At 68.2% G+C, this 20,550-nt stretch carries 22 protein-coding genes; 12 read left to right on the forward strand and 10 right to left on the reverse strand.

Features of this window, described 5'->3' with window-relative positions; genetic code table 11:
* The first annotated feature begins 44 nt into the window (after positions 1-44).
* From ACFVV1_RS04535 to ACFVV1_RS04555, 5 genes are all read left to right on the forward strand, one after another.
* The gene (locus tag ACFVV1_RS04535; protein ID WP_266747349.1) at positions 45-422 is read left to right on the forward strand and encodes a phage holin family protein; all 378 of its coding nucleotides are present in this window, start codon (positions 45-47) and stop codon (positions 420-422) included.
* Between the two features lie 66 nt (positions 423-488).
* Positions 489-1,619: a cystathionine gamma-lyase gene (locus tag ACFVV1_RS04540; protein WP_389984351.1), complete on the forward strand. Its 1,131-nt coding sequence runs from the start codon at positions 489-491 to the stop codon at positions 1,617-1,619.
* A gap of 195 nt (positions 1,620-1,814) precedes the next feature.
* On the forward strand, positions 1,815-2,711 hold the full coding sequence (locus ACFVV1_RS04545; RefSeq protein ID WP_389984354.1) for a LysR family transcriptional regulator: 897 nt from the start codon (positions 1,815-1,817) through the stop codon (positions 2,709-2,711).
* A gap of 63 nt (positions 2,712-2,774) precedes the next feature.
* Positions 2,775-3,254, forward strand: coding sequence for an NUDIX domain-containing protein (locus ACFVV1_RS04550; RefSeq protein WP_266747346.1), 480 nt, complete (start codon positions 2,775-2,777; stop codon positions 3,252-3,254).
* A gap of 459 nt (positions 3,255-3,713) precedes the next feature.
* On the forward strand, positions 3,714-4,583 hold the full coding sequence (locus ACFVV1_RS04555; RefSeq protein ID WP_389984358.1) for a GNAT family N-acetyltransferase: 870 nt from the start codon (positions 3,714-3,716) through the stop codon (positions 4,581-4,583).
* Positions 4,584-4,732: 149 nt separating this feature from the next.
* On the opposite strand, the gene ACFVV1_RS04560 is transcribed toward ACFVV1_RS04555, so the two are convergent.
* A complete protein-coding gene (locus tag ACFVV1_RS04560) occupies positions 4,733-5,944 on the reverse strand; it encodes an MFS transporter (protein ID WP_389984361.1) in 1,212 nt (403 codons plus the stop codon).
* A gap of 140 nt (positions 5,945-6,084) precedes the next feature.
* On the opposite strand from ACFVV1_RS04560, the gene ACFVV1_RS04565 reads away from it, so the two are divergent.
* From ACFVV1_RS04565 to ACFVV1_RS04575, 3 genes are all read left to right on the forward strand, one after another.
* Entirely contained in the window at positions 6,085-6,552 is a 468-nt protein-coding gene (locus ACFVV1_RS04565) for a MarR family winged helix-turn-helix transcriptional regulator (RefSeq protein WP_389984364.1), read from the forward strand.
* Positions 6,553-6,639: 87 nt separating this feature from the next.
* Entirely contained in the window at positions 6,640-7,092 is a 453-nt protein-coding gene (locus ACFVV1_RS04570) for a GNAT family N-acetyltransferase (protein WP_389984367.1), read from the forward strand.
* 27 nt (positions 7,093-7,119) lie between these two features.
* Complete coding sequence (locus tag ACFVV1_RS04575) at positions 7,120-8,283, forward strand: winged helix DNA-binding domain-containing protein (RefSeq protein ID WP_389984370.1); 1,164 nt, start codon at positions 7,120-7,122, stop codon at positions 8,281-8,283.
* Positions 8,284-8,371: 88 nt separating this feature from the next.
* On the opposite strand, the gene ACFVV1_RS04580 is transcribed toward ACFVV1_RS04575, so the two are convergent.
* Positions 8,372-9,754, reverse strand: a complete 1,383-nt coding sequence (locus tag ACFVV1_RS04580) for a serine hydrolase domain-containing protein (protein WP_389984373.1) — start codon at positions 9,752-9,754, stop codon at positions 8,372-8,374.
* A gap of 98 nt (positions 9,755-9,852) precedes the next feature.
* Positions 9,853-10,437 (reverse strand): dihydrofolate reductase family protein, encoded by a 585-nt coding sequence (locus ACFVV1_RS04585; protein WP_389984376.1) that lies wholly within the window; start codon positions 10,435-10,437, stop codon positions 9,853-9,855.
* Between the two features lie 123 nt (positions 10,438-10,560).
* On the opposite strand from ACFVV1_RS04585, the gene ACFVV1_RS04590 reads away from it, so the two are divergent.
* Together ACFVV1_RS04590 and ACFVV1_RS04595 are read left to right on the forward strand one after the other, a co-directional pair.
* On the forward strand, positions 10,561-11,160 hold the full coding sequence (locus ACFVV1_RS04590; protein ID WP_389984378.1) for a TetR/AcrR family transcriptional regulator: 600 nt from the start codon (positions 10,561-10,563) through the stop codon (positions 11,158-11,160).
* A gap of 706 nt (positions 11,161-11,866) precedes the next feature.
* Positions 11,867-12,829 (forward strand): threonine/serine dehydratase, encoded by a 963-nt coding sequence (locus ACFVV1_RS04595; RefSeq protein ID WP_389984381.1) that lies wholly within the window; start codon positions 11,867-11,869, stop codon positions 12,827-12,829.
* Positions 12,830-12,902: 73 nt separating this feature from the next.
* Here the strand turns inward: ACFVV1_RS04595 and ACFVV1_RS04600 are convergent, their stop codons facing one another.
* From ACFVV1_RS04600 to dnaB, 3 genes are all read right to left on the reverse strand, one after another.
* A complete protein-coding gene (locus tag ACFVV1_RS04600) occupies positions 12,903-13,223 on the reverse strand; it encodes a LysR family transcriptional regulator (protein ID WP_389984384.1) in 321 nt (106 codons plus the stop codon).
* A gap of 471 nt (positions 13,224-13,694) precedes the next feature.
* On the reverse strand, positions 13,695-14,528 hold the full coding sequence (locus ACFVV1_RS04605; RefSeq protein WP_389984387.1) for a PIG-L family deacetylase: 834 nt from the start codon (positions 14,526-14,528) through the stop codon (positions 13,695-13,697).
* Between the two features lie 323 nt (positions 14,529-14,851).
* On the reverse strand, positions 14,852-16,312 hold the full coding sequence (gene dnaB / locus ACFVV1_RS04610) for a replicative DNA helicase (RefSeq protein ID WP_389985128.1): 1,461 nt from the start codon (positions 16,310-16,312) through the stop codon (positions 14,852-14,854).
* A gap of 477 nt (positions 16,313-16,789) precedes the next feature.
* Here dnaB and ACFVV1_RS04615 point away from each other — a divergent pair, with 477 nt between their 5' ends.
* On the forward strand, positions 16,790-18,127 hold the full coding sequence (locus tag ACFVV1_RS04615) for an MATE family efflux transporter (RefSeq protein WP_389984390.1): 1,338 nt from the start codon (positions 16,790-16,792) through the stop codon (positions 18,125-18,127).
* A gap of 90 nt (positions 18,128-18,217) precedes the next feature.
* Here ACFVV1_RS04615 and rplI read toward each other — a convergent pair whose 3' ends face one another.
* From rplI to rpsF, 4 genes are all read right to left on the reverse strand, one after another.
* The gene (gene rplI / locus ACFVV1_RS04620; RefSeq protein ID WP_389984393.1) at positions 18,218-18,664 is read right to left on the reverse strand and encodes a 50S ribosomal protein L9; all 447 of its coding nucleotides are present in this window, start codon (positions 18,662-18,664) and stop codon (positions 18,218-18,220) included.
* A gap of 18 nt (positions 18,665-18,682) precedes the next feature.
* The gene (gene rpsR / locus ACFVV1_RS04625; protein ID WP_003967857.1) at positions 18,683-18,919 is read right to left on the reverse strand and encodes a 30S ribosomal protein S18; all 237 of its coding nucleotides are present in this window, start codon (positions 18,917-18,919) and stop codon (positions 18,683-18,685) included.
* A gap of 43 nt (positions 18,920-18,962) precedes the next feature.
* A complete protein-coding gene (locus tag ACFVV1_RS04630) occupies positions 18,963-19,574 on the reverse strand; it encodes a single-stranded DNA-binding protein (RefSeq protein ID WP_389984395.1) in 612 nt (203 codons plus the stop codon).
* A gap of 74 nt (positions 19,575-19,648) precedes the next feature.
* Positions 19,649-19,939: a 30S ribosomal protein S6 gene (rpsF, locus tag ACFVV1_RS04635; protein WP_015609864.1), complete on the reverse strand. Its 291-nt coding sequence runs from the start codon at positions 19,937-19,939 to the stop codon at positions 19,649-19,651.
* 276 nt (positions 19,940-20,215) lie between these two features.
* Here rpsF and ACFVV1_RS04640 point away from each other — a divergent pair, with 276 nt between their 5' ends.
* Entirely contained in the window at positions 20,216-20,536 is a 321-nt protein-coding gene (locus ACFVV1_RS04640) for a hypothetical protein (RefSeq protein ID WP_389984398.1), read from the forward strand.
* The last annotated feature ends 14 nt before the right edge of the window (positions 20,537-20,550 follow it).

The raw sequence follows: 20,550 nt of genomic DNA on the forward strand, positions 1-20,550 counted from the left end.
CCCGCCGGTGTCCGCCACCGATCCTGTCTGCCACGATCAGACACATGAAGAATTTCGTAGTCAAGACGATCGCCAACGCGGGTGCGCTGGCCGTGGCCATCTGGCTGCTCCAGGACATCACGCTGAGCGGCGGCAGCACCGGGCGCAAGGCACTCACGCTGATCGTGGTCGCCCTGCTCTTCGGCCTGGTGAACTTCGTGGTCAAGCCGATCGTGAAACTGCTCACCCTGCCGCTCTTCATCCTCACGCTGGGTCTGATCACCCTGGTGGTCAACGCGCTCATGCTGCTGCTGACCTCCTGGCTGGCCGGGCAGTTCAACCTGAGCTTCCACGTCCACGGTTTCTGGACCGCCGTACTCGGCGGCCTGATCATCTCGATCGTGTCGTGGGCGCTGAACGTGGTCCTGCCCGACGAGGACTGACCCGACACCTATGGAGACAGCGCAGTCCGGACCGGTGGCGCACCGGGGAGAGAAGTGAGGAACGGTATGAGCACCATGGGTGACGGAACCCGGGCGGTACGGGCCGGGCTGCCCGAACCGGAGCAGTTCGAGCCGACGCTGCCCGGGCCGGCCTTCGCCGCCCACTTCCATCTCTCCGGTGAACCGGTCGGCCCGTACACCTACGGCCGGGACACCAATCCGACGTGGACCCACCTGGAGCGCGCCATCGGCGAGCTGGAGGCGCCGGGCGAGCCGGTCGAAACGACCGTCTTCGCCTCCGGAATGGCGGCGGTCTCGGCCGTGCTGCTGTCCCAGGCGCGCACCGGCGACGTGGTCGTGCTGCCCGATGACGGATATCAGGCGCTGCCGCTGGTGCGTGAGCAGCTGGAGGCGTACGGCGTCCAGGTGCGGACCGCACCTACCAGCGGCGATGCCCAGCTGGCGGTCCTCGACGGCGCCAAGCTGCTGTGGATCGAGACCCCGTCCAATCCGGGGCTCGATGTCTGCGACGTACGACGGCTCGTCGGGGCCGCGCACGCGGCCGGCACGCTGGTGGCCGTCGACAACACCCTCGCCACACCGCTCGGCCAGCGCCCGCTGGAACTGGGGGCCGACTTCTCCGTGGCCAGTGACACCAAGGGCATGACCGGACACGGAGACATCCTGCTCGGCCATGTGACCTGCCGAGATCCCGAGCTGGCAGCGGGGGTACGGCGCTGGCGCAAGGTCGTCGGCGCGATCCCGGGACCGATGGAGGCCTGGCTCGCGCACCGTTCGCTGGCCACGCTGGAGCTGCGGATCGACCGGCAGTGCGCCACCGCCCTGACCCTGGCCGAGGCACTGGGCAAGCGCCAGGGGGTGACCGGTCTGCGGTATCCCGGGCTGCCCACCGACCTTTCGTATCCGAACGCCGTACGGCAGATGCGGCGCTTCGGCTCCGTGGTGTCGTTCGTGCTGCCCGACCGCGAGCGGGCCGAGCGCTTCCTGACCGAGCTGCGCCTGGTCGACGACGCGACGAGTTTCGGCGGCGTGCGCTCCACCGCGGAACGGCGGGCGCGCTGGGGCGGTGACGCCGTACCGGAGGGCTTCATCCGCTTCTCGGTCGGCGCCGAGAGCCCGGACGACCTGGTGGCCGACGTGGAACGGGCACTGGACGCGGCGCTCGACGAGAGCTGAGCCGGCACCGGCGGTACGGACGGTCCGAGCCTCCCCCCTCGTGGCTCGGACCGCCCCGGCTCCCCATATGAAGAACCTCCCGGACAAGGCTAATTGACTCTCCGTCAGTGTCCAATCACGGTAGCGACAGCGACCTATCGACATATTTATAGTTGTACGGGACCGAAGCGTCGCGAGGGCGGGAGGGGACAGGACATGGACCTGGCCCTGCTGCGCACATTCGTCACGGTGCACCGAGCGGGCTCCTTCACCAGGGCCGCCGCCCTGCTCGGCCTCTCCCAGCCCGCGGTCACCTCGCAGATCCGCACCCTGGAGCGGCAGCTGGGCCGCCCGCTCTTCCTGCGCCGGGCCCGCGGCGTGACCCCGACGACCATCGGCGACGAACTCGCACACCGGGCAGCACCGCATCTGGACGCGCTGATCGAGATCGCCGAGACCGAGCTCGACGAGGAATCGGGCCTGCGGACCCTGCATCTGGCCGGACCGCCCGAGTTCACATCGGCGCGCGCACTGCCGGCACTCACCCCGCTCATCGCCCAGGGTCTGGCGTTGCGCAGTTCGTTCTTCACCGACGCCGAGGAGACGCTGGAGGGGCTGGCCGCCGGGCACCATGACCTGGCCATTGCCACGGCCCGTCCGCGCGGTGAGCTGCTCACCGCGACGCCGCTCTGCGACGAGGAGCATGTACTGGTCGCCGCGCCGCGCTGGGCCGGGCGCCTGGGACCCGGGGCCCTGCGGCACAAAGGGCCCGTGGTGCTGGACCAGCTGCCGGTCGTGGAGGTGCACGAGAGTCTGCCGCTGGTCTCCCGTTACTGGGCCGCCGTGTTCGACAGCCGGCCCGCCGTCGCGGGAACCGTCATCGCTCCGGATCTGCGGGCGGTCCTCGAATGCACGGCGGCGGGTGCCGGACTCGCCGTACTGCCGCGCTATCTCTGCGAGGGGGCGCTGGAACGGGGCGAGGTGGTGGCGCTCCTCGATCCTCCCGTACCTCCGCTGCGCACCTACTTCCTGGCCGTGCGGACCGGCACGCTCGCACTGCCGCACATCGCGCGGGCGCACGAGTGGCTGCTGCGCGCTGCCGCCGGCTGGTGAGCGCAGGGCGGTCCGGCGCGGCTCAGGTGTTTCAGAACCGGTTCCGTGGGCCACTCTCTTGCCATGACCGAACGTCCCGTGGTCAAGCGCACCGCACGCGCCATCCTGCTCGACGGCAACGACCTCATCCTCATCAAGCGCACCAAGCCCGGGGTGGATCCGTACTGGCTCACGCCGGGCGGCGGGGTCGAACCCGAGGACGCGACCGTCGTCGACGCCCTGCACCGCGAACTGGACGAGGAGCTCGGCGCCAAGATCACCGATGTGGTTCCCTGCTTCGTCGACACCGTGGAACACATCGAGGGCGGCGGGGTGAAGGGCGTGAAGGTCCAGCACTTCTTCGTCTGCCGGCTGGAGTCCATGGACCTGTCCCGGCGCCACGGCCCGGAGATCGACGATCCCTGCGGGGAGTACGACGTCGTACGGGTGCCGTTCAGCCGGATGGGAATCGCCGCGGTTCATCTCGTACCGCTGTCGCTGCGGCACTACCTGGACGGCAATATCGAGGGCGTACGAGCGATGCACGCCCCTGACCTGGGCTGACCGGCTGCCGCTCGTGGGGGTGAGGCCGTTGGGCTGCTGCTCCTCGGGTCAGGCGGGGCCGGTGGCTGCCAGTTCCTCGACGGAGTCGTGCCGGATACGCTCGGCCCGGTGCGGCGTAGCCGTGACCGGCGTTCCCGGCCGCGCGCCGGTGGGCACGCACGATCGTGGAATCCACCGAGCCGGCCCGGTCCAGGGCCTCATCAGCGTTGGCCTGGGCACCGTGTTTCACGTGAAACCACTCAACCGCACCGGCCACCACCCACACCCCGGAGATCCTCGGGGACTGACTCGGCGTCCCGGGCACCCTGCCCTCCCTGCTCAGCGGTCTCGTCCTGGCGCCCGGTACGCCGTGGAGGTGTGCCGCTGCACGGAGGGACCACCGTATTGGTGTCGACACCATGAAGCCGGAGCAGGTAAAGGAGTGGACGAGCGATCACCGGATCGGACAACCTGACCTTCATGACCGTCCCGCAGTCCCGTCCACTCGCCGCATTGCCTGTCCGGCGTCTCAGCCTGGGCGACCTGGCCGCCTGCGCCGACCTCTGCGAGAACCGGGGCTGGCCACGTGATGAACACCGATGGGGCCTGCTCCTCTCCGCAGGAACCGGCTACGGCCTGGACGATCCCGGCGGCGAGGGACTGATGGCCGCTTGTGTGGTGACCTCCTACGGCCCGCGACTGGCTGCCATCGGCATGCTGCTCGTCGCCGAACGGTACGCGCGGCAGGGAGTGGCCCGGCAGCTGATGCGCCATGTGATCGACCAGGCTGCGGACACGCCCCTCAGCCTGTACGCGACACCTGCGGGGCAACCTCTCTACGAACAGCTCGGGTTCTCGGTCGTGGGCCGCGTCGAGCGGGTCACCGGGCTCTTCCGGCCGGCCGGCGACGGAGCGTCCGCCGCGGCCGTACGCCCGGCCACGGCAAGGGACCTGCAAGCCATCGTCCGGCTGGACTCGGACGTCTTCGGCACGGACCGGACACATGTCCTCGCCCGGCTGCCCGCGTATGCCGACCACATCCGGATCGCCGAGGACGGCGGACAGCTCATCGGTTACGCGGCGACCTGGCCGAGCGACCGTAAGCATGTGGTCGGCCCGCTGGTCGCGCCCGACACCGCCACGGCTCAGGCCCTCGTCACCTCGCTCGCCGAGGCGACAGATCTACCGTTGCGCGCGGACATCGACACGCGCCATGCGGATCTGCTCGCCTGGTTCAAGGAATGCGGTCTGCGGGCGGGCTCCGGAACCACGATGATGACGTATGGGACTTCGGACCTGCCGGGCGACTGGACCCGTCGCTACGCTCCGCTGACCGTGGCGACGGGCTGACGCACCCGGCTCGGCGAATCGGCGGCGCCGAGGGCCGCTGCGATGAGCGCTTCCGCGTCAGGGAAGGTCAGCAGTCGGCGGCAGTGGTGGTGTGCATGGGGTGACTCCGTGGTGCGGCGCGATGCGATGCCTTGCGGGTGCGAGAGCGGTCAGTGGTGGGCCGCGGGTGCCGCGAGCGGTTCCGGGCTGTACTGGGCGACGAGTCGGCTCCGGGTGACCGTGCGACGTTCCAGAACGCCGGAGGCGACCGCGAGGATCAGGGCGGAAGTGGCCAGCGCGGCACCGACCCAGTTGGGCGCGGTGTAGCCGAGGCCGGCTGCGATGACGAGGCCGCCGAGCCAGGCCGACAGCGCGTTGCCCAGATTGAAGGCACCGATGTTGACGGCGGATGCGAGGGTCGGAGCACCGGAGGCCTGGTCGAGCACCCGCTTCTGCAGCGGCGGCACGGTTGCGAAGCCCAGGCCCCCGATCAGCACGATGGTGACGGCCGCCGCGATCTTGTTGTGGGCGGTGAGGGTGAACAGGGCCAGGACCACGGCGAGGGCGCCCAGCGACACGTACAGGATCGGCATCGGATGGCGGTCGGCGTACTTGCCGCCGAGCAGGTTGCCGCCCACCATGCCCAGCCCGAAGAGGACCAGCAGCCAGGTGACGGAGGACGCCGAGTATCCGGCGATCCCGGTCATCATCGGGGTGATGTAGGTGATCGCGGCGAAGACTCCGCCGAAGCCCAGCGCGGTCATCGCCATGGCGAGCAGGACCTGCACATTGCGGAACGCGGCCAGCTCGTGGCGGAGCCGTACGCCTGCGGGCCGGGGCTGATCGGGGACGAGCCCGGCCACACCGAGAAGACCGACAACTCCGAGCGCGGCCACAACGAAGAACGTGGTCCGCCAGCCGACGTCCTGTCCGATGTAGGTGCCCAGCGGTACGCCGGCGACATTGGCGACAGTGAGGCCGGTGAACATCACGGCGATCGCGCCGGCCTTCTTCTGCGGGGCGACCAGATCGGCGGCCACGACCGATCCGATGCCGAAGAAGGCACCGTGGGCGAGTGAGGCGATCACGCGGCCGGCGAGCATCACGCCGAAGACCGGGGCGACGGCGGAGACGACATTGCCCGCGATGAACAGCCCCATCAACAGCATGAGCATGCGCTTGCGGGTGACGCGGGTGCCGAGAACCGTCATCAGCGGGGCACCGAGGACGACCCCGAGGGCGTATCCCGTGACGAGGAATCCTGCGGTCGGGATCGAGACCTGGAAGTCCGCGGCAACCTCGGGGAGCAGCCCCGTGATCACGAACTCGGTGGTTCCGATACCGAAAGCCCCAATGGCGAGGGCGAGGAGCGCGAGCGGCATGGGTGTCACCTTCCCCCAGACTTGCGTCTGCGCGTTACAAGCGTTGACAATAATTGCAAAACTCATTAATTGCACGCGTGGTCTATTGCGAGGGTCGCCTATCCTGGACACAAGCAGCTCCGAGACGCAGGAGAGACCCCATGACAGCGACAGACCCCGCACTGACCGCCCTGTCCCAGGGCTGGTGCGCGCTCTCCCTGCTCCACGGGAAGATCGAGGCCCGTGTCGAGCGGGCTCTGCAGACCGGGCACGGGCTCAGCGTGCGTGAGTACTCCCTGCTCGACGTCCTGAGCCGGCAGCACAGCGGCCCCGGTGGCCATCTCCAGATGAAGCAGGTCGCGGACGCCGTCGTCCTCAGCCAGAGCGCCACCACCCGCCTGGTCACCCGGCTCGAGGACCGCGGACTGCTGACCCGGTATCTCTGCGACACCGATCGCCGCGGCATCTACACCGACGTCACCGAGGCCGGCCTCGCCCTGCTCACGGAGGCCCGGTCGACCAATGACACCGCGCTGCGCGCCGCACTCGACGAAGCCGCCAGGAACCCCGAGCTGGCCCCGCTCGTCCGGGCGGTCGAAGAGCTCAAGGCCCCCGTACCGGTCGCATGAGTCGCCGCGCAACCGTGACCGGTCCTGTCCCCGCACAGGCCGGGGAAATCGCCGCGCCATGCTCATGGGCTGCGTAGTGTGCCGATCATGAGCGATCTGGAAATACGCCCCACGGCCCTCACCGACATCCCCGCGATCGTGGCCATGCTCGCCGACGATCCACTGGGAGCACAGCGTGAGTCACCGGACGACCTCGCCCCGTACCGCGCCGCGTTCCGGCAGCTGGCGGACGACCCGAACCAGCATCTGGTCGTCGCCGTGCGCGGGGACCGCGTCGTCGGAACCCTGCAGCTGACCGTGATCCCCGGACTCTCCCGGCGCGGCTCGACCCGCTCGGTCATCGAGGGCGTCCGCGTCCACGCCGACGAACGCGGCAGCGGTCTCGGCACCCGGCTGATCGAATGGGCCGTGGACGAATCCCGGCGCCGGCACTGCCAGTTGGTCCAGTTGACATCCGATGCGACCCGGACCGATGCTCATCGCTTCTACGAGCGGCTCGGTTTCACCGCCAGCCACGTGGGCTTCAAGCTCACGCTCTGACCGCGGCCCGAATCCGGGAGGGTGTCCGTGCACTGCATCAGTGACGAACAGCGCAGGATCAGGCTGGGACGACGGCATCGCCTGGCCCCGTCCGCACGGACCGCGTCCCCGGTGTCCGCAGCGGACGCGGTCGTCGCTCTGCACGCCACCGACGCCGCCACCGTCTTCCTTTCCACCTGCGCCCGGATGTCCGAGGCCGGCGTCACCGCGGTGGAGCGGGCTCTCTACGAGGACGTCTCGCTGGTCCGGCAGCTCTCCATGCGCAACACCCTCTTCGTCGTGTCGCAGGAACTCGCCCCCTACGTCTACGCGTCGAACGCCCGGGCAGTGGCCGCCAAGGAACGCCGCACCTTCCTCAAGCACCTGGCGGACGACGGCCATGGGCTGGATGAGCACTGGCTCGCCGACGCCGAACAGCAGACCCTTGCCGCCCTTGCCGCCGGCGGTCCCGTCACCGGCAGCGAACTCTCCGCCAGTGTGGCTGCCCTGCGTACCAGGATCACCGTTTTTCCCGGCAAGAAGTACGAGGGAGTGCAGGGTGTCGCCTCCCGTGTCATCCGGATCCTGGCAGCCGAAGGCCACATCCGCCGGGACCGGCCGCGTGGTTCCTGGACCTCCAGCCAGTTCCGCTGGACGATCTCCGAACCCTGGCCTTTCGAGGACCCCGCACAGGCGCAGGCGGAACTGGCCCGGCGCTGGCTCCGCTCCTACGGCCCGGCCACCGAAGCCGATCTCAAGTGGTGGACGGGGTGGGGGCTGGGCCCGGTCCGCAAGGCACTGGCCGCCGTCGGAGCCGAGGAAGTCCGGCTCGACGACGGCGCCCCGGGATGGGTCCTGCCGGACGATCTGGAACCGGAACCGGCCATGGAACCCTGGGCCGCGCTGCTTCCGGCGCTCGACCCCAGCGCGATGGGCTGGGCGGATCGAGGATTCCACCTCCCTCCCGGGCACCGGAAGGCGCTGTTCGACCGGTCGGGCAATATCGGCCCGACCGTGTGGTGGGACGGCGAGATCGTGGGCGGCTGGGCACAGCGAGCCGATGGCGAGCCGGTCTGGCGGCCGCTGTCCGGCATCGGCCGGGATGCCGCTGCCGCGATCGAGGCGGAAGCATCCAGGCTGGCGCAGTGGGTGGGCCGAGCACGGATCACTCCACGCTTCCGCACCCCATTGGAACGGGAGTTGACGGCGTGAACCGCCCGGCCCCTGCCGTTTCACGTGAAACGGCAGGGGCCGGCGGCGTGCTACTCGGGCAACGCGGCGTTCTCAAGTGGCGTGGTGCTCAGGTTCCGAGGCCTCGCCAGCCGCCTTCGTCCACACCGCCAGGAATGGCCGCCGCGGGGTCGTACGGCTCCCGCGTGAAGACGAACGACCCCAGATCGAGATGGTTCACGCTGCCGTCGCCGTTCCGGACGACACGCAGCGTCTCCCCCGCGTAATAGCCGTTGAGACCGACCCAAGTGCCGTCGGGCTGTGCGGTGAAACGGGCACCTCGGCCATTGCCTCGCAGGGGCTGAATCTCCAGCCCACCGTCCGAGGTCAGCCGCAGGACGTTCGCGCGCGTGCCCCAATACCAGGGACCGGTCAGCGCGAGAAGCTCCGCGTCCGCCCCGGGCAGGGGGCGCCAGGGCTCCGGAATGCGGGGCTCGGCCTCGGCGACGATCTTCACGAGGTCTGCGGCCACATCCCCGATCATCGGCCCGGACGTGGTGTTGGTGAGGACGACGGCCGTCACATCGTCCTCGACGCTGAACCACAACGCGGCCAGGAAGCCGGGCAGCGAGCCCGTGTGCCCGAAGAGCGTGCGGCCGTCCCACCGTACGAGCTGAAGACCCAGGCCGTAAAGCGACTCCCAGTCGCCGGACTCGGTCGGCCCGGACGGTTCCCGCAGCTGCTCCACGGAGGCGGCACGGAGCACCCGGTCGTCTCCTTCGGCAAGAAAGGCCGCGAAGCGGAGAAGGTCGCCGGTGGTGGACCAGAGCTGACCGGCCGGGGCCATCAGCCCGAGATCCTCGGCCGGTTCGGGCAGCATGACATCGGCCCAGGGATGCACGGCCCAGCCACCTGCGTGCGGCGCCTGCGCCTGGGGGCTCGTACGGTGCATGCCGAGCGGTTCCAGGATCTCGCGTCGCAGCACATCCGCCCAGCTCGCCCCGCGCACCTTCTCGACCAGCGCGCCCAGCAGGGTGTAGCCAGGGTTCGAGTAGTGGTGACGGCGGCCCGGGGCGTGCATCCTCGTCTGCTCACCGAGTACGTCGGCGAGCTCGGGCCGCAGCGCACCCGGGGTCCTCTCCCACCAGGGGGCGGGCGACTCGGCGCCCAGTCCCGCGCTGTGGCCCAGGAGTTGGTGAACAGTGACTCCACCGACGCCCGTGCCGGGCAGATGCTTCTCCAGCAGGTCGTCCAGGTCCAGAAGTCCCTCGTCGCGCAGCCGCAGGACCAGCACCGCGGTGAACGTCTTGGTGATCGAGCCGATCCTGAACTGTGTGTCGGCGTCGGGGGCGTGGCCGTCCACGCAGCTGCGGGAGCCCCGCCAGACGGTCTGCCCCTGCCGCTGTACCGCGGCGACGAGCGAGGGCGCGCGGCCTTCCGACTGCGCGGTGGCGATGCGGTGCAGCAGAGCGCGCTGCGTACCGGGGAGCAACTGTTCAGATGGGGAGGTCATGTTCAACAACTACCCGCAGAACCCGAGCTGTGGCGAACGCATTTCACAGCACCTGAGCCACGCCCCGCCACCGCCGCCGTCGCAGCCCGACCGCCTGGTCAGCGCGTCCGGCTGTAGGCCCTGACCAGGGTGCCGTTGTCGAAGACACGAACCAAGTCCAGCGCGAACACGGTGGGCGCGAAATCCGAGCCGAACATCGGCATGCCCGAACCGTAGACGATCGGATATGTCTTGATCACCAGCTCATCGATCTCGTCGATCAGCTCTCCGGCGAGTTGGGAGCCGCCACAGAGCCAGATCCCGAGCTCGCTGTCCTCCGCCTTGAGTTCCCGGACCCTTGCGACCACGTCGTCGGAGACGAGCTCGACGTTCGGGTCGGGTGACTCCTCGATGGTCCGCGAAGCCACGAGTTCGCGCAGTTGGGCGTACGGGCTGGTGATATTGACGTCCAGTGCCAGTTGGTAGCTGGCCCGCCCCTGGATCACCGTGTCGAACCGCTGGTTCGCGGCGTCGTGGAATCCGAGAGCCTTGCGGCCCTCGGTGGATACCGTCTCCGGGTACTGCGTTTTCAGGAACTCGAGGAACTCCTCGTCCACGAACTGGTAGAGGGACGACCCGTCGCCGCTCGGGTCTCCGATGAAACCGTCGATGGAACAGGCGATGAAGTAGGTCAGCTTGCGCACAGGATCCCCGTTCCGTCGCGGCGTGTCCGAGCCGCAACCACTTCAACTAGAGTGCTTCATATGTAGTGGTTGCGCAATCCCTTTCCGCTGAAGAACCGAAGAGAAGATGAGGGAGGCCTACGCATGGCCAGGAACCCCGAGCGCAGAACAGCGCTCGTCGATGCAGCCATCGAAGTGCTGGCGGACGAGGGTGCGCGGGGACTCACGTTCCGCGCCGTCGATGCACGCGCCGGTGTACCCGTGGGCACCTCGTCCAACTACTTCGCCAACCGCGACGACCTGTTCATGCAGGCGGCCGCCCGTATCACCGTCCGGATGACACCCGATCCGGCCAAGGTCCAGCAGGCCATGCGCCCGGCGCCCTCGCGTGCACTGGTCGCCGACCTGATGCGGTGGCTGGTGCAGCGCATGGACGACGACCGGACCGGCTACCTCGCCATGCTGGAACTCCGCCTGGAGGCGACCCGTCGGCCGGCGCTCCGCGACCGTCTGACGCAGACCGTCCGCACCAACGTCGACGAGAGTGCCCGGTTCCACCGGGCGGCGGGCCTGCCGGGCGACGCGGACGCCTTCCTGGTCCTGTACCTGGCCATGACAGGCCTGCTGCTGGAGCACTTCACGCTGCCCGCCGTTCTCACCGGCCCCGAGAGCGGTTCCCGGACCGAAGCCACCGTGAACCGGCTGGTGGAGCTGGTGGTCACGCGCGTCATCCCGCCGTCCTGAGCGCGCCCAGGCCCAGTCGTCCGAAACCGGAGAGGCTCCGCAGGACGACGCATCCGGCCGCCGCTGGAAGTCGCGGTGAGACAGTCAGCCACCGGCCTCAAGCGATGGCAGGCAGGGAACGGCCGGCAGCCGGCCTTCCCTGAACGCCCCAGGCGTCACGTGCATGACCTCACGGAACTCCGCGGTCATATGTGACTGGTCGTACCTTCCGCCAGTGGGCCAGGAGTCACCTCGACAACTTCCAGGCCACCAACGGGCGGACGCGGGAAGAGGGTGCGAACTCATAGAGGCCTACATGCCGCTGATGTGTCATCGCACCTGAGATCGCGCCGTGCGCAGGCCCGCATTGCGACCAGGCGATGCAGCCGCCTGCGGGAACAGGGGCTGGTGAGGGCCCTCCGCAGGACAGCAGGAAGCGGCCTTGCCTGCTCGGTGCAGTGACTTCCTGCGCTGCGAGGGCGAAGGTAAATCTTGTGGGTGTGGGCTCATCGGACCCTGTTCGAGGTGCTCCTCGGCGGGGAGGCTGTAGGATCTCGCGGCTCGTGTCATAGGGCATCGCACTGACCAGCGGGTTCTCGGGCTGTCTCACGCCGGGGCCAGATGCTTTTGTCTCAGGCCGGGTGGCATATCTTGGCCGCCGAGACGCGGCACGGAACACCTCATGACGTTGCCGTTAGCGACGCCGCAGTGCGGTACGTTGCTGGTCATGCTCACGACGCGCCTCGATCTTGCCCGGATCCGCGCGGCCCGCCGGGATATCGACCCGGTCTTTCTGGATACTCCGCTGTACCAGTGCGACGCGTTGGGACGCGAGCTTGGCTGCACGGTGAGTATCAAGCTGGAAACGGCGAACCCGGTGCGCAGTTTCAAGGCCCGCGGCACCGAACTTGTCGCGGGCCTGCTGACCGACCAGGGCCACACAGCCGCGGTGTGCGCCAGCGCCGGCAACCTCGGCCAGGCACTCGGTTGGTCCGGTCGCCGCCGTGGCCTTGACGTGACGGTCGTGGCATCACGCAGGGCGCCCGCTGCCAAGCTCGATCGGATCCACGCGCTGGGTGCGGAGTTGGAGCTGGTCGAGGGCGACTTCGAGATGGCCCGCGAACGGGCCGTGAGTATCGCGCAACGGCGCGGCGTCCGGCTGGTCGAAGACAGCCTCGACATCGAGACCTGCGAGGGCGCGGCGACCATCGGCCTGGAACTGGCGAGCGGGGCGTCCTCCTTCGACGCTGTCCTGATCGCCCTGGGCGGCGGTGCGATGGCCACCGGCGTGGGCTACGTCCTGAAGACCCTTTCGCCGGACGTCGAGGTGATCTGCGTGCAGCCCCTCGGCGCACCCGCGATGACCCGCTCCTGGCACCAGCGCCGGGTCATCACCACCGACTCGACCGACACCATCGCCGACGGCGTCGCCGGCCGGTACCCCATCCCCGCAGTCCTGGACGACCTCCTCACGGTGGCCGACGACGCCGTCCTGGTCCACGAGGCGTCCATCGTCACGGGCATGCGGATGCTCCTGGAGCGCGCGGGCCTGGTCGTCGAACCCTCAGCGGCCCTCGGCGTCGCAGCCATCCTGGAAGACCGTGACCGCTTCGCCGGCCGCCACGTGGCCACCATCGTCTGCGGCAGCAACGTCGACCTGGACGCCTACCACCGCTGGGTCCGCACGTGAGCCGGCGAAATGGCAGGCGAGCCACCGCGAGGAGCCTTTCACCGTCTTTCCGACCCGGCACGAACTTTGGATTTCACGACTTTGCACCGTCTTGGGACGTGCGAATAGCTCTGAGCACTCTCCTCCCCAAGGGGGTCAACGTCATGGGCCGGCCGCGTTCGGCTCTGACCAGCAGTGGCCCGCCAAGCTCTCGTTCGATCCGGTTGATCTGCGCGACGAGGGTGAACGTGTTGAGACCGAGGCCGCTCGCCGCCTCGCCGAGGCTGAGGTAGGCCCCAGTAGGTCCCCGAATAGTGCTGCCGGCCCTTGTACCAGCGGAACGTACGCCATGGGCGAGCTGCCCCGAGCGAGATTCCCGAGACGGCGGCCCACCGTACGTCTTCCTCGACCCCACCGCCGCCCCGAAAGCTGACCGTCACAGCCGCGAGATCGAGCTGCAGCCGATCCACCATGTGCCCACCCCAACGCCAGAGATCTGACGACCTGATGGCAACACGGTCGGGGCAGGGCGCCCTCTCGTCGGGGACAACGCCCTCGAACGAGGGAACTTCATCGCGTTCCCCTTCCGAATCTCAGATGGATGGCGTTTCCGCCAGCACTCCGCCAAGATCCACGAGATTCCGCCACGACATGCGAGACCCTACAGAGGTGTAGGGTCTCGCGGTTGGTGTCGGAGACCGCCCTCGTGACCTGCTGCTTCTTCCGTTGCCTCACGGCGTGTCGGACATCGGAGCCTCAGCTTCGTGTCGCTTCCTCGGCGGTCTGTCTTGATCGGAGCAGACGGCCGGGCTTGTGACCTGGGTGTGTGACCCGCTCGATCGCGCCATGCGGTCGATGCGCTTTCCCGGCCGGTCGGACGGGCGGATCAGCGCAGTCCGGCGAAGAGATCGTTCTCGGGTATGGCCGCGCCGGTGGCGTCCTGGACACGTACGAAGGTCTCCATGCCCATCAACTCGCCGAACCTCTCCTTGCCCATCTTGAGGAAGAAGATGTTCTCGCCCTGACTGGCGTGCGCGGCCAACGCGTCGAACTTCTGACCGCTGAACGCGGTGGTGTCCACCCACGTGGTGATCTCATCGTCGGGGAGGCCGATCTCGGCCATCGCGGCGGCCTCGGCAGGATCCGGCTCCGGCGTGCCCTCATGAAACTCGCGCATGATCTCGCCGAACCGCTGCATCATCGAACGGGGCATCGTGGTCCAGTACACCTTCGGTGCCAGCGCGGTCATCTCCAGCGCCGCCATCGTGATGCGGTGGGCCTGGATGTGGTCGGGGTGGCCGTAGAAGCCGTTCTCGTCGTAGGTGACGACCACATCAGGTCGGTAGTGCCGCATGAGTTCCGCGAGTCGGGCCGCGCCTTCCTGCACGGGGGTCTGCCAGAAGGATCCGGGGGCGTCGTTGCTCGGCCAGCCCGTCATCCCGGAGTCGGCATAGTCCAGCATCTTCAGATCGCTGACCTTCAGGACGTCACAGCTCGCCTCAAGTTCTTGACGGCGCATCAAGGCGACCGCCGCCGGATCGTGCCCGGGATCGCCCGGCTTGACACCCCCCGGTCCGTCACCGCAACCGCCGTCGGTACACGTCACGAGAACCGTGCGGATACCTTCCGCCGCGTACCGCGCGAGGACCCCTCCGGTTCCGGTGGCCTCGTCGTCGGGGTGGGCGTGTACTGCCATGAGCGTCAAGGGCCGGTCAGTCATGAAACAGTCCTCCTGCAGAAATAGGTCTTGGTCCGAGTGTGCGGCGGGCGTACCGCGATCTTGGGGCCCGGATCCTGGTGGGGTGGACGACCTTGTGGTCTCCGTGTTCCCCGCCCGTGCGGCGCCGGTCCCTCGGTCGATGCAACCGTGCCGGCCGGACTGGCTGTTCCCGGCGCGGCCGCTTGGCCTTCCAAGCGTCGGCGTTCAACGCGAACGAGGTACAGGCGCGACCTGCATGTCTCAGCGCCACGTCGGATCCGACTTCCATCCGGCACCAGCCGTGAGATTCCGACACGAAATTTGAGACCCTACAAAGGCCACGCTCAGGTCTGTGCCATGTCCACGAAGCGCGAGTAGTGGCCCTGGAAGGCCACGGTGATCGTCGCCGTCGGGCCGTTGCGGTGCTTGGCCACGATCAGGTCGGCCTCGCCGGCGCGGGGGGACTCCTTCTCGTAGGCGTCCTCGCGATGCAGCAGGATCACCATGTCGGCGTCCTGCTCGATGGATCCGGATTCACGCAGGTCGGAGACCATGGGCTTCTTGTCCGTGCGCTGCTCGGGGCCACGGTTCAGCTGGGAGAGCGCGATGACCGGAAGCTGCAGCTCCTTCGCGAGCAGCTTGAGGTTTCGGGACATGTCCGAGACCTCCTGCTGGCGGCTCTCGGCGCGCTTCGAGCCGCCGGACTGCATCAGCTGCAGATAGTCGATGACCACGAGCTTGAGATCGTTGCGCTGCTTGAGGCGACGGCACTTCGCCCGGATCTCCATCATGGAGAGGTTCGGGGAGTCGTCGATGTAGAGGGGGGCGGCCGAGACATCCGGCATCCGGCGGGCCAGCCGCGTCCAGTCCTCGTCGGTCATGGTGCCGGAACGCATGTGGTGCAGCGCCACCCTTGCCTCGGCCGACAGCAGTCGCATCGCGATCTCGTTGCGCCCCATTTCGAGGGAGAAGATCACGCTGGGCAGGTTGCTCTTGATCGAACAGGCCCGCGCGAAGTCCAGCGCCAGCGTGGACTTACCCATGGCCGGGCGGGCCGCGATGACGACCATCTGGCCCGGGTGCAGGCCGTTCGTCAGGGCGTCGAGGTCGGTGAAGCCGGTCGGTACCCCGGTCATCTCGCCGCTGCGCGAACCGATCGCCTCGATCTCGTCGAGAGCGCCCTCCATGATGTCGCCGAGCGGCAGGTAGTCCTCACTGGTGCGCTGCTCGGTGACGGCGTAGATCTCGGCCTGCGCGGAGTTCACGATGTCGTCGACATCGCCGTCGGCCGCGTATCCCATCTGCGTGATCTTCGTCCCGGCTTCGACGAGCCGTCTCAGGACAGCGCGTTCGTGGACGATCTCCGCGTAGTACGAGGCGTTGGCCGCGGTCGGCACCGACTGGACGAGGGTGTGCAGATACGGAGCCCCGCCCACCTTGGTGATCTCACCGCGCTTGACCAGCTCCGCGGCCACCGTGATCGGGTCGGCCGGCTCACCCTTGGCGTAGAGGTCGAGGATCGCCTGGTAGACGGTCTCGTGGGCGGGGCGGTAGAAGTCGTGCCCCTTGATGATCTCCACGACATCGGCGATGGCGTCCTTGGACAGGAGCATGCCGCCGAGGACCGACTGTTCGGCATCGAGGTCCTGGGGCGGGACCCGCTCGAAACCAGGGGAGCCGCCCTCCCATCCGCCGCTCTCTCTGCCGCGTTCGTGCTGTTCTGCGCGGTCCCTGCGTTCGCCGCGGCGCTGGCGGGTGACGGGCAGACGGTCGCTGGGACCGGTGTCGGCCCAGGGGTCGTCCAAAGGCTCGGGAATGCTCACCGGGCCGCCTCCTCCCGTCCGCTCCGCGGACCTCGCCGTGCCACTCTTTCTTACGGCACAGCACCGACAAACAAGACGCCCGACTCCGGTTCCGATGCGTCGAGTTCTGCGGGGTTCCAAGGCCGGAACGGAGTGCGGGCGCCGGACCACGGTAGGCCGCTCAGCACCGTCAGCCAATCTGGTTATCCACAGGGCATGTGGACGACTGACCAGATGCTGTGGAGAACTCCGCAGAACCTGTGCACGGAACGGGGGACAGCACTGTGGACAAACTCATAGCACCCTCACCACCAGGGCTCTGACCTGGACTTTCTCCATCCACGGGCTGTGGGGGAGAAAAACTTTCCGAGTCGGCACAAGATCACGAAAAACAACGCACGAGAGAACGCCGACCGTGAGTAAATGTAAGGGCTGCACAGGCATTGCATCTATTACCTGTGGAAGATTAGATTGACCCCCATGATCCAGGCCCCGGCAACCTCTCCGCCCAGCCGTCGACGGCACGACCGCGAGATCATCTCGCTTGCCGTCCCTGCCTTCGGCGCACTCGTCGCCGAGCCGCTCTTCGTCATGGTCGACAGTGCCATCGTCGGCCATCTCGGCACACCGCAGCTGGCCGGTCTGGCCGTCGCCGCCGCCCTGCTGACCACCGCCGTCAGCGTCTTTGTCTTTCTCGCGTACGCCACCACTGCGGCAGTGGCTCGACGGGTCGGTGCGGGCGATCTGACCTCCGCGATCCGCCAGGGCATGGACGGCATCTGGCTTGCCCTCCTGCTGGGCATCGTCGTCATCGCCCTCGCGCTCCCCGCAGCACCCTGGCTCGTGGACATCTTCGGCGCCTCCGACACCGCGGCCCCCTACGCCACCACGTACCTCAGGATCTCCAGCCTCGGCATACCGGCCATGCTCATCGTGATGGCCGCGACCGGCGTACTCCGCGGCCTGCAGGACACCAGAACCCCGCTCTATGTCGCCGTCGGAGGCTTCGCGGCCAACGGGGCCCTCAACGCGGGACTCGTCTACGGCGCCGGCCTCGGCATAGCCGGGTCGGCCTGGGGCACCGTGATCGCACAGGTCTCCATGGCCGCCGCCTACCTGTTCGTGGTGGTACGGGGGGCGCGCCGGCACGGCGCCTCGCTGCGTCCCGACGCCGCAGGCATCAGGGCCAGCGCCCAGGCGGGCGTTCCGCTGCTGGTCCGTACGCTGTCGCTCCGCGCCGTACTGATGATCGCCACAGCCGTCGCCGCCCGGCTCGGCGACACCGAGATAGCCGCGCACCAGATCATCCTCTCGCTCTGGAGCCTGATGGCCTTCGCGCTCGACGCCATCGCCATCGCGGGGCAGGCCATCATCGGCCGCTATCTGGGAGCCGATGACGCCAAGGGTGCACGCGAGGCATGCCGCCGCATGGTGCAGTGGGGCATCGCTTCCGGGGTGGTGTTCGGGGCACTGATCGTCCTTGCCCGGCCATTGTTCGTCCCCCTGTTCACCAGCGACCGGTCCGTGCAGGACACGCTGCTCCCGGCGTTGCTGGTGGTGGCGCTGTCCCAGCCGATCGCGGGCGTGGTCTTCGTCCTGGACGGAGTGCTGATGGGTGCCGGAGACGGGCGGTATCTGGCCTGGGCCATGCTCGTCACACTGGCGGTCTTCGCCCCGGTCGCTCTACTGGTGCCGACCTTCGGCGGCGGCCTGACCGCGCTGTGGTGGGCGATGGCCCTGATGATGACCGTCCGCATGGCCACGCTCCGACTTCGCACCCGGTCAGGCCGGTGGATCGTCACCGGCGCCACCCGCTGAGCCACCGGACGACGCCCCGTTTCACGTGAAACAGTGAAGGGCCGTACCCCGTGGGGTACGGCCCTTCACCTGCTCTGGTGAGCTGTGCCCTTAGGCAGCAACGACCTCGATGCCGAGCTGAGCAGCGACCTCGGGGTGCAGACGCACGGACACCTGGTGTCCGCCGAGCGTCTTGATCGGCGAGGCGAGCTCGACGCGACGCTTGTCGACGTCGGGCCCACCGGCAGCCTTGATCGCCGAGGCGATGTCGGCCGGGGTCACGGAGCCGAAGAGACGGCCGGCGTCGCCGGAGCGAACGGCCAGACGGACCTTCACGGCCTCGAGCTTGGTCTTGATCTCGTTGGCCTGCTCGATCGTGGCGATCTCGTGGATCTTGCGGGCGCGGCGGATCTGCGCCACGTCCTTCTCGCCACCCTTGGTCCAGCGGATGGCAAAGCCCCGCGGAACCAGGTAGTTACGGGCGTACCCGTCCTTGACGTCGACGACGTCGCCCGCAGCACCGAGGCCGGAGACCTCGTGGGTGAGGATGATCTTCATGATTCGGTCACCCTTCCCTTATCGCGCGGTGGACGTGTAGGGCAGCAGCGCCATCTCACGGCTGTTCTTGACTGCCGTGGCGACGTCACGCTGGTGCTGCGTGCAGTTGCCGGTCACGCGGCGGGCACGGATCTTGCCGCGGTCGGAAATGAACTTCCGCAGCATGTTCGTGTCCTTGTAGTCCACGTACTGGGTCTTGTCCTTGCAGAACGCGCAGACCTTCTTCTTAGGCTTGCGCACAGGCGGCTTCGCCATGGTGTTTCTCCTGTGTGATCAAGAAGTGGGGGTACGAGCCGCCCTAGAAGGGAGGCTCGTCCGAGTAGCCGCCGCCGGAGCCGCCGGAGCCGCCGGAGCTTCCGCCCCAACCGCCTCCACCTTGCTGGCCCCCGCCCTGCTGACCGCCGGACGGCGCGCTCGTGGCCCACGGGTCGTCGGCGGGAGCGCCGCCGCCACCCTGCTGGCCACCGCCACCGGGACCGCCGCCCCAGTTGGCGCCGCCCTGCTGGCCACCGCCGTATCCACCCTGGCCGCCCTGACCACCGCGACCGGTGGTCTTGGTGACCTTGGCCGTGGCGTTCTTGAGGCTGGGGCCGACTTCCTCGACATCCAGCTCGTAGACCGTGCGCTTGACGCCCTCGCGGTCCTCGTACGACCGCTGCTTCAGCCGGCCCTGCACGACAACGCGCATGCCTCGCTGGAGCGACTCGGCGACGTTCTCCGCCGCCTGCCGCCAGACCGAGCAGGTGAGGAACAGGCCTTCGCCGTCCTTCCACTCATTGGTCTGCCGGTCGAAGATGCGGGGAGTGGACGCGACACGGAACTTCGCGACCGCCGCACCGGACGGGGTGAAGCGCAGCTCGGGGTCGTCGACGAGATTGCCGACGACCGTGATGACGGTCTCGCCTGCCATGGGTGAACCTCTCGGCGGGGATTGCTTCTGGCTGCTTGCTGCTACTCGAACCCGATGACCGCTGAGCTAGATGCTCAGTGGATCTCGGGACGGAGGACCTTGGTCCGGAGGACCGACTCGTTCAGGTTCATCTGGCGGTCGAGCTCCTTGACGACCGCAGGCTCGGCCTGCAGGTCGATGACCGAGTAGATGCCCTCGGGCTTCTTCTTGATCTCGTAAGCGAGACGACGACGGCCCCAGGTGTCGACCTTCTCAACCTTTCCGTTGCCCTCACGGACGACGGAGAGGAAGTTCTCGATCAGCGGGGAGACAGCGCGCTCCTCGAGATCGGGGTCGAGGATGACCATCACCTCGTAGTGACGCATGTGGAACCCACCTCCTTTGGACTCAGCGGCCACGGTCGTTCCGTGGCAGGAGGGTCGTGATGCGTAAGCATCGATGTCTCCGAGTAAAACAGCCGCCACTGACAACGCCCTCCATCGAGAGGGGCTGACATGGTGGCCTGGGCAGACACCGGCGCAGACCATACAGAGTACCCACACACCGGCTTCCGGTTGAAATCCGGTGCTCAGGAGACGCAATCTGGACACATCGGGTGTGAGTGGCGCCACATCGCACCACCTTCCGGCCAGGAGGTCTCCATGGCACAGGTAATACGACCCCGTCCCCGTCCCCGGGTTTCTCTTCTCGCCACGGACGGCAGGCCCCATCCGCTCCAGACAACCCTGGTGACGGTGACGCTCGTCCTCGGGGCGCTCGCCTTCGTGACGGCAATGTTCCACAACCTGCATCTGGTCAGTTCATGGGCCGGACTCATCGGAATCCTGACGGCTGCGTACGGGCAGTACATCTCGGTGACCACGCGCGAGCGGTTCCCCCTGATCGTCGGCATGGGCGCGTCCGCCATCGGGTTCTTCCTGGGCATGGCCCACGGCGGCCTCTTCGGCGGCGTGGTGGGCTGATCCGAGACAGACAC

This window comes from Streptomyces sp. NPDC058092 (assembly GCF_042884935.1).
Taxonomy (GTDB): Bacteria; Actinomycetota; Actinomycetes; order Streptomycetales; family Streptomycetaceae; genus Streptomyces.

What these genes read in the sequence shown, in the direction of transcription:
- ACFVV1_RS04535 (WP_266747349.1), top strand. Translation starts at nt 45, where the DNA reads ATGAAGAATTTCGTAGTCAAGACGATCGCCAACGCGGGTGCGCTGGCC.
- ACFVV1_RS04540 (WP_389984351.1), top strand. Translation starts at nt 489, where the DNA reads ATGAGCACCATGGGTGACGGAACCCGGGCGGTACGGGCCGGGCTGCCC.
- ACFVV1_RS04545 (WP_389984354.1), top strand. Translation starts at nt 1,815, where the DNA reads ATGGACCTGGCCCTGCTGCGCACATTCGTCACGGTGCACCGAGCGGGC.
- ACFVV1_RS04550 (WP_266747346.1), top strand. Translation starts at nt 2,775, where the DNA reads ATGACCGAACGTCCCGTGGTCAAGCGCACCGCACGCGCCATCCTGCTC.
- ACFVV1_RS04555 (WP_389984358.1), top strand. Translation starts at nt 3,714, where the DNA reads ATGACCGTCCCGCAGTCCCGTCCACTCGCCGCATTGCCTGTCCGGCGT.
- ACFVV1_RS04560 (WP_389984361.1), bottom strand. Translation starts at nt 5,944, where the DNA reads ATGCCGCTCGCGCTCCTCGCCCTCGCCATTGGGGCTTTCGGTATCGGA.
- ACFVV1_RS04565 (WP_389984364.1), top strand. Translation starts at nt 6,085, where the DNA reads ATGACAGCGACAGACCCCGCACTGACCGCCCTGTCCCAGGGCTGGTGC.
- ACFVV1_RS04570 (WP_389984367.1), top strand. Translation starts at nt 6,640, where the DNA reads ATGAGCGATCTGGAAATACGCCCCACGGCCCTCACCGACATCCCCGCG.
- ACFVV1_RS04580 (WP_389984373.1), bottom strand. Translation starts at nt 9,754, where the DNA reads ATGACCTCCCCATCTGAACAGTTGCTCCCCGGTACGCAGCGCGCTCTG.
- ACFVV1_RS04590 (WP_389984378.1), top strand. Translation starts at nt 10,561, where the DNA reads ATGGCCAGGAACCCCGAGCGCAGAACAGCGCTCGTCGATGCAGCCATC.
- ACFVV1_RS04595 (WP_389984381.1), top strand. Translation starts at nt 11,867, where the DNA reads ATGCTCACGACGCGCCTCGATCTTGCCCGGATCCGCGCGGCCCGCCGG.
- ACFVV1_RS04605 (WP_389984387.1), bottom strand. Translation starts at nt 14,528, where the DNA reads ATGACTGACCGGCCCTTGACGCTCATGGCAGTACACGCCCACCCCGAC.
- ACFVV1_RS04615 (WP_389984390.1), top strand. Translation starts at nt 16,790, where the DNA reads ATGATCCAGGCCCCGGCAACCTCTCCGCCCAGCCGTCGACGGCACGAC.
- rplI (WP_389984393.1), bottom strand. Translation starts at nt 18,664, where the DNA reads ATGAAGATCATCCTCACCCACGAGGTCTCCGGCCTCGGTGCTGCGGGC.
- rpsR (WP_003967857.1), bottom strand. Translation starts at nt 18,919, where the DNA reads ATGGCGAAGCCGCCTGTGCGCAAGCCTAAGAAGAAGGTCTGCGCGTTC.
- ACFVV1_RS04630 (WP_389984395.1), bottom strand. Translation starts at nt 19,574, where the DNA reads ATGGCAGGCGAGACCGTCATCACGGTCGTCGGCAATCTCGTCGACGAC.
- rpsF (WP_015609864.1), bottom strand. Translation starts at nt 19,939, where the DNA reads ATGCGTCACTACGAGGTGATGGTCATCCTCGACCCCGATCTCGAGGAG.
- ACFVV1_RS04640 (WP_389984398.1), top strand. Translation starts at nt 20,216, where the DNA reads ATGGCACAGGTAATACGACCCCGTCCCCGTCCCCGGGTTTCTCTTCTC.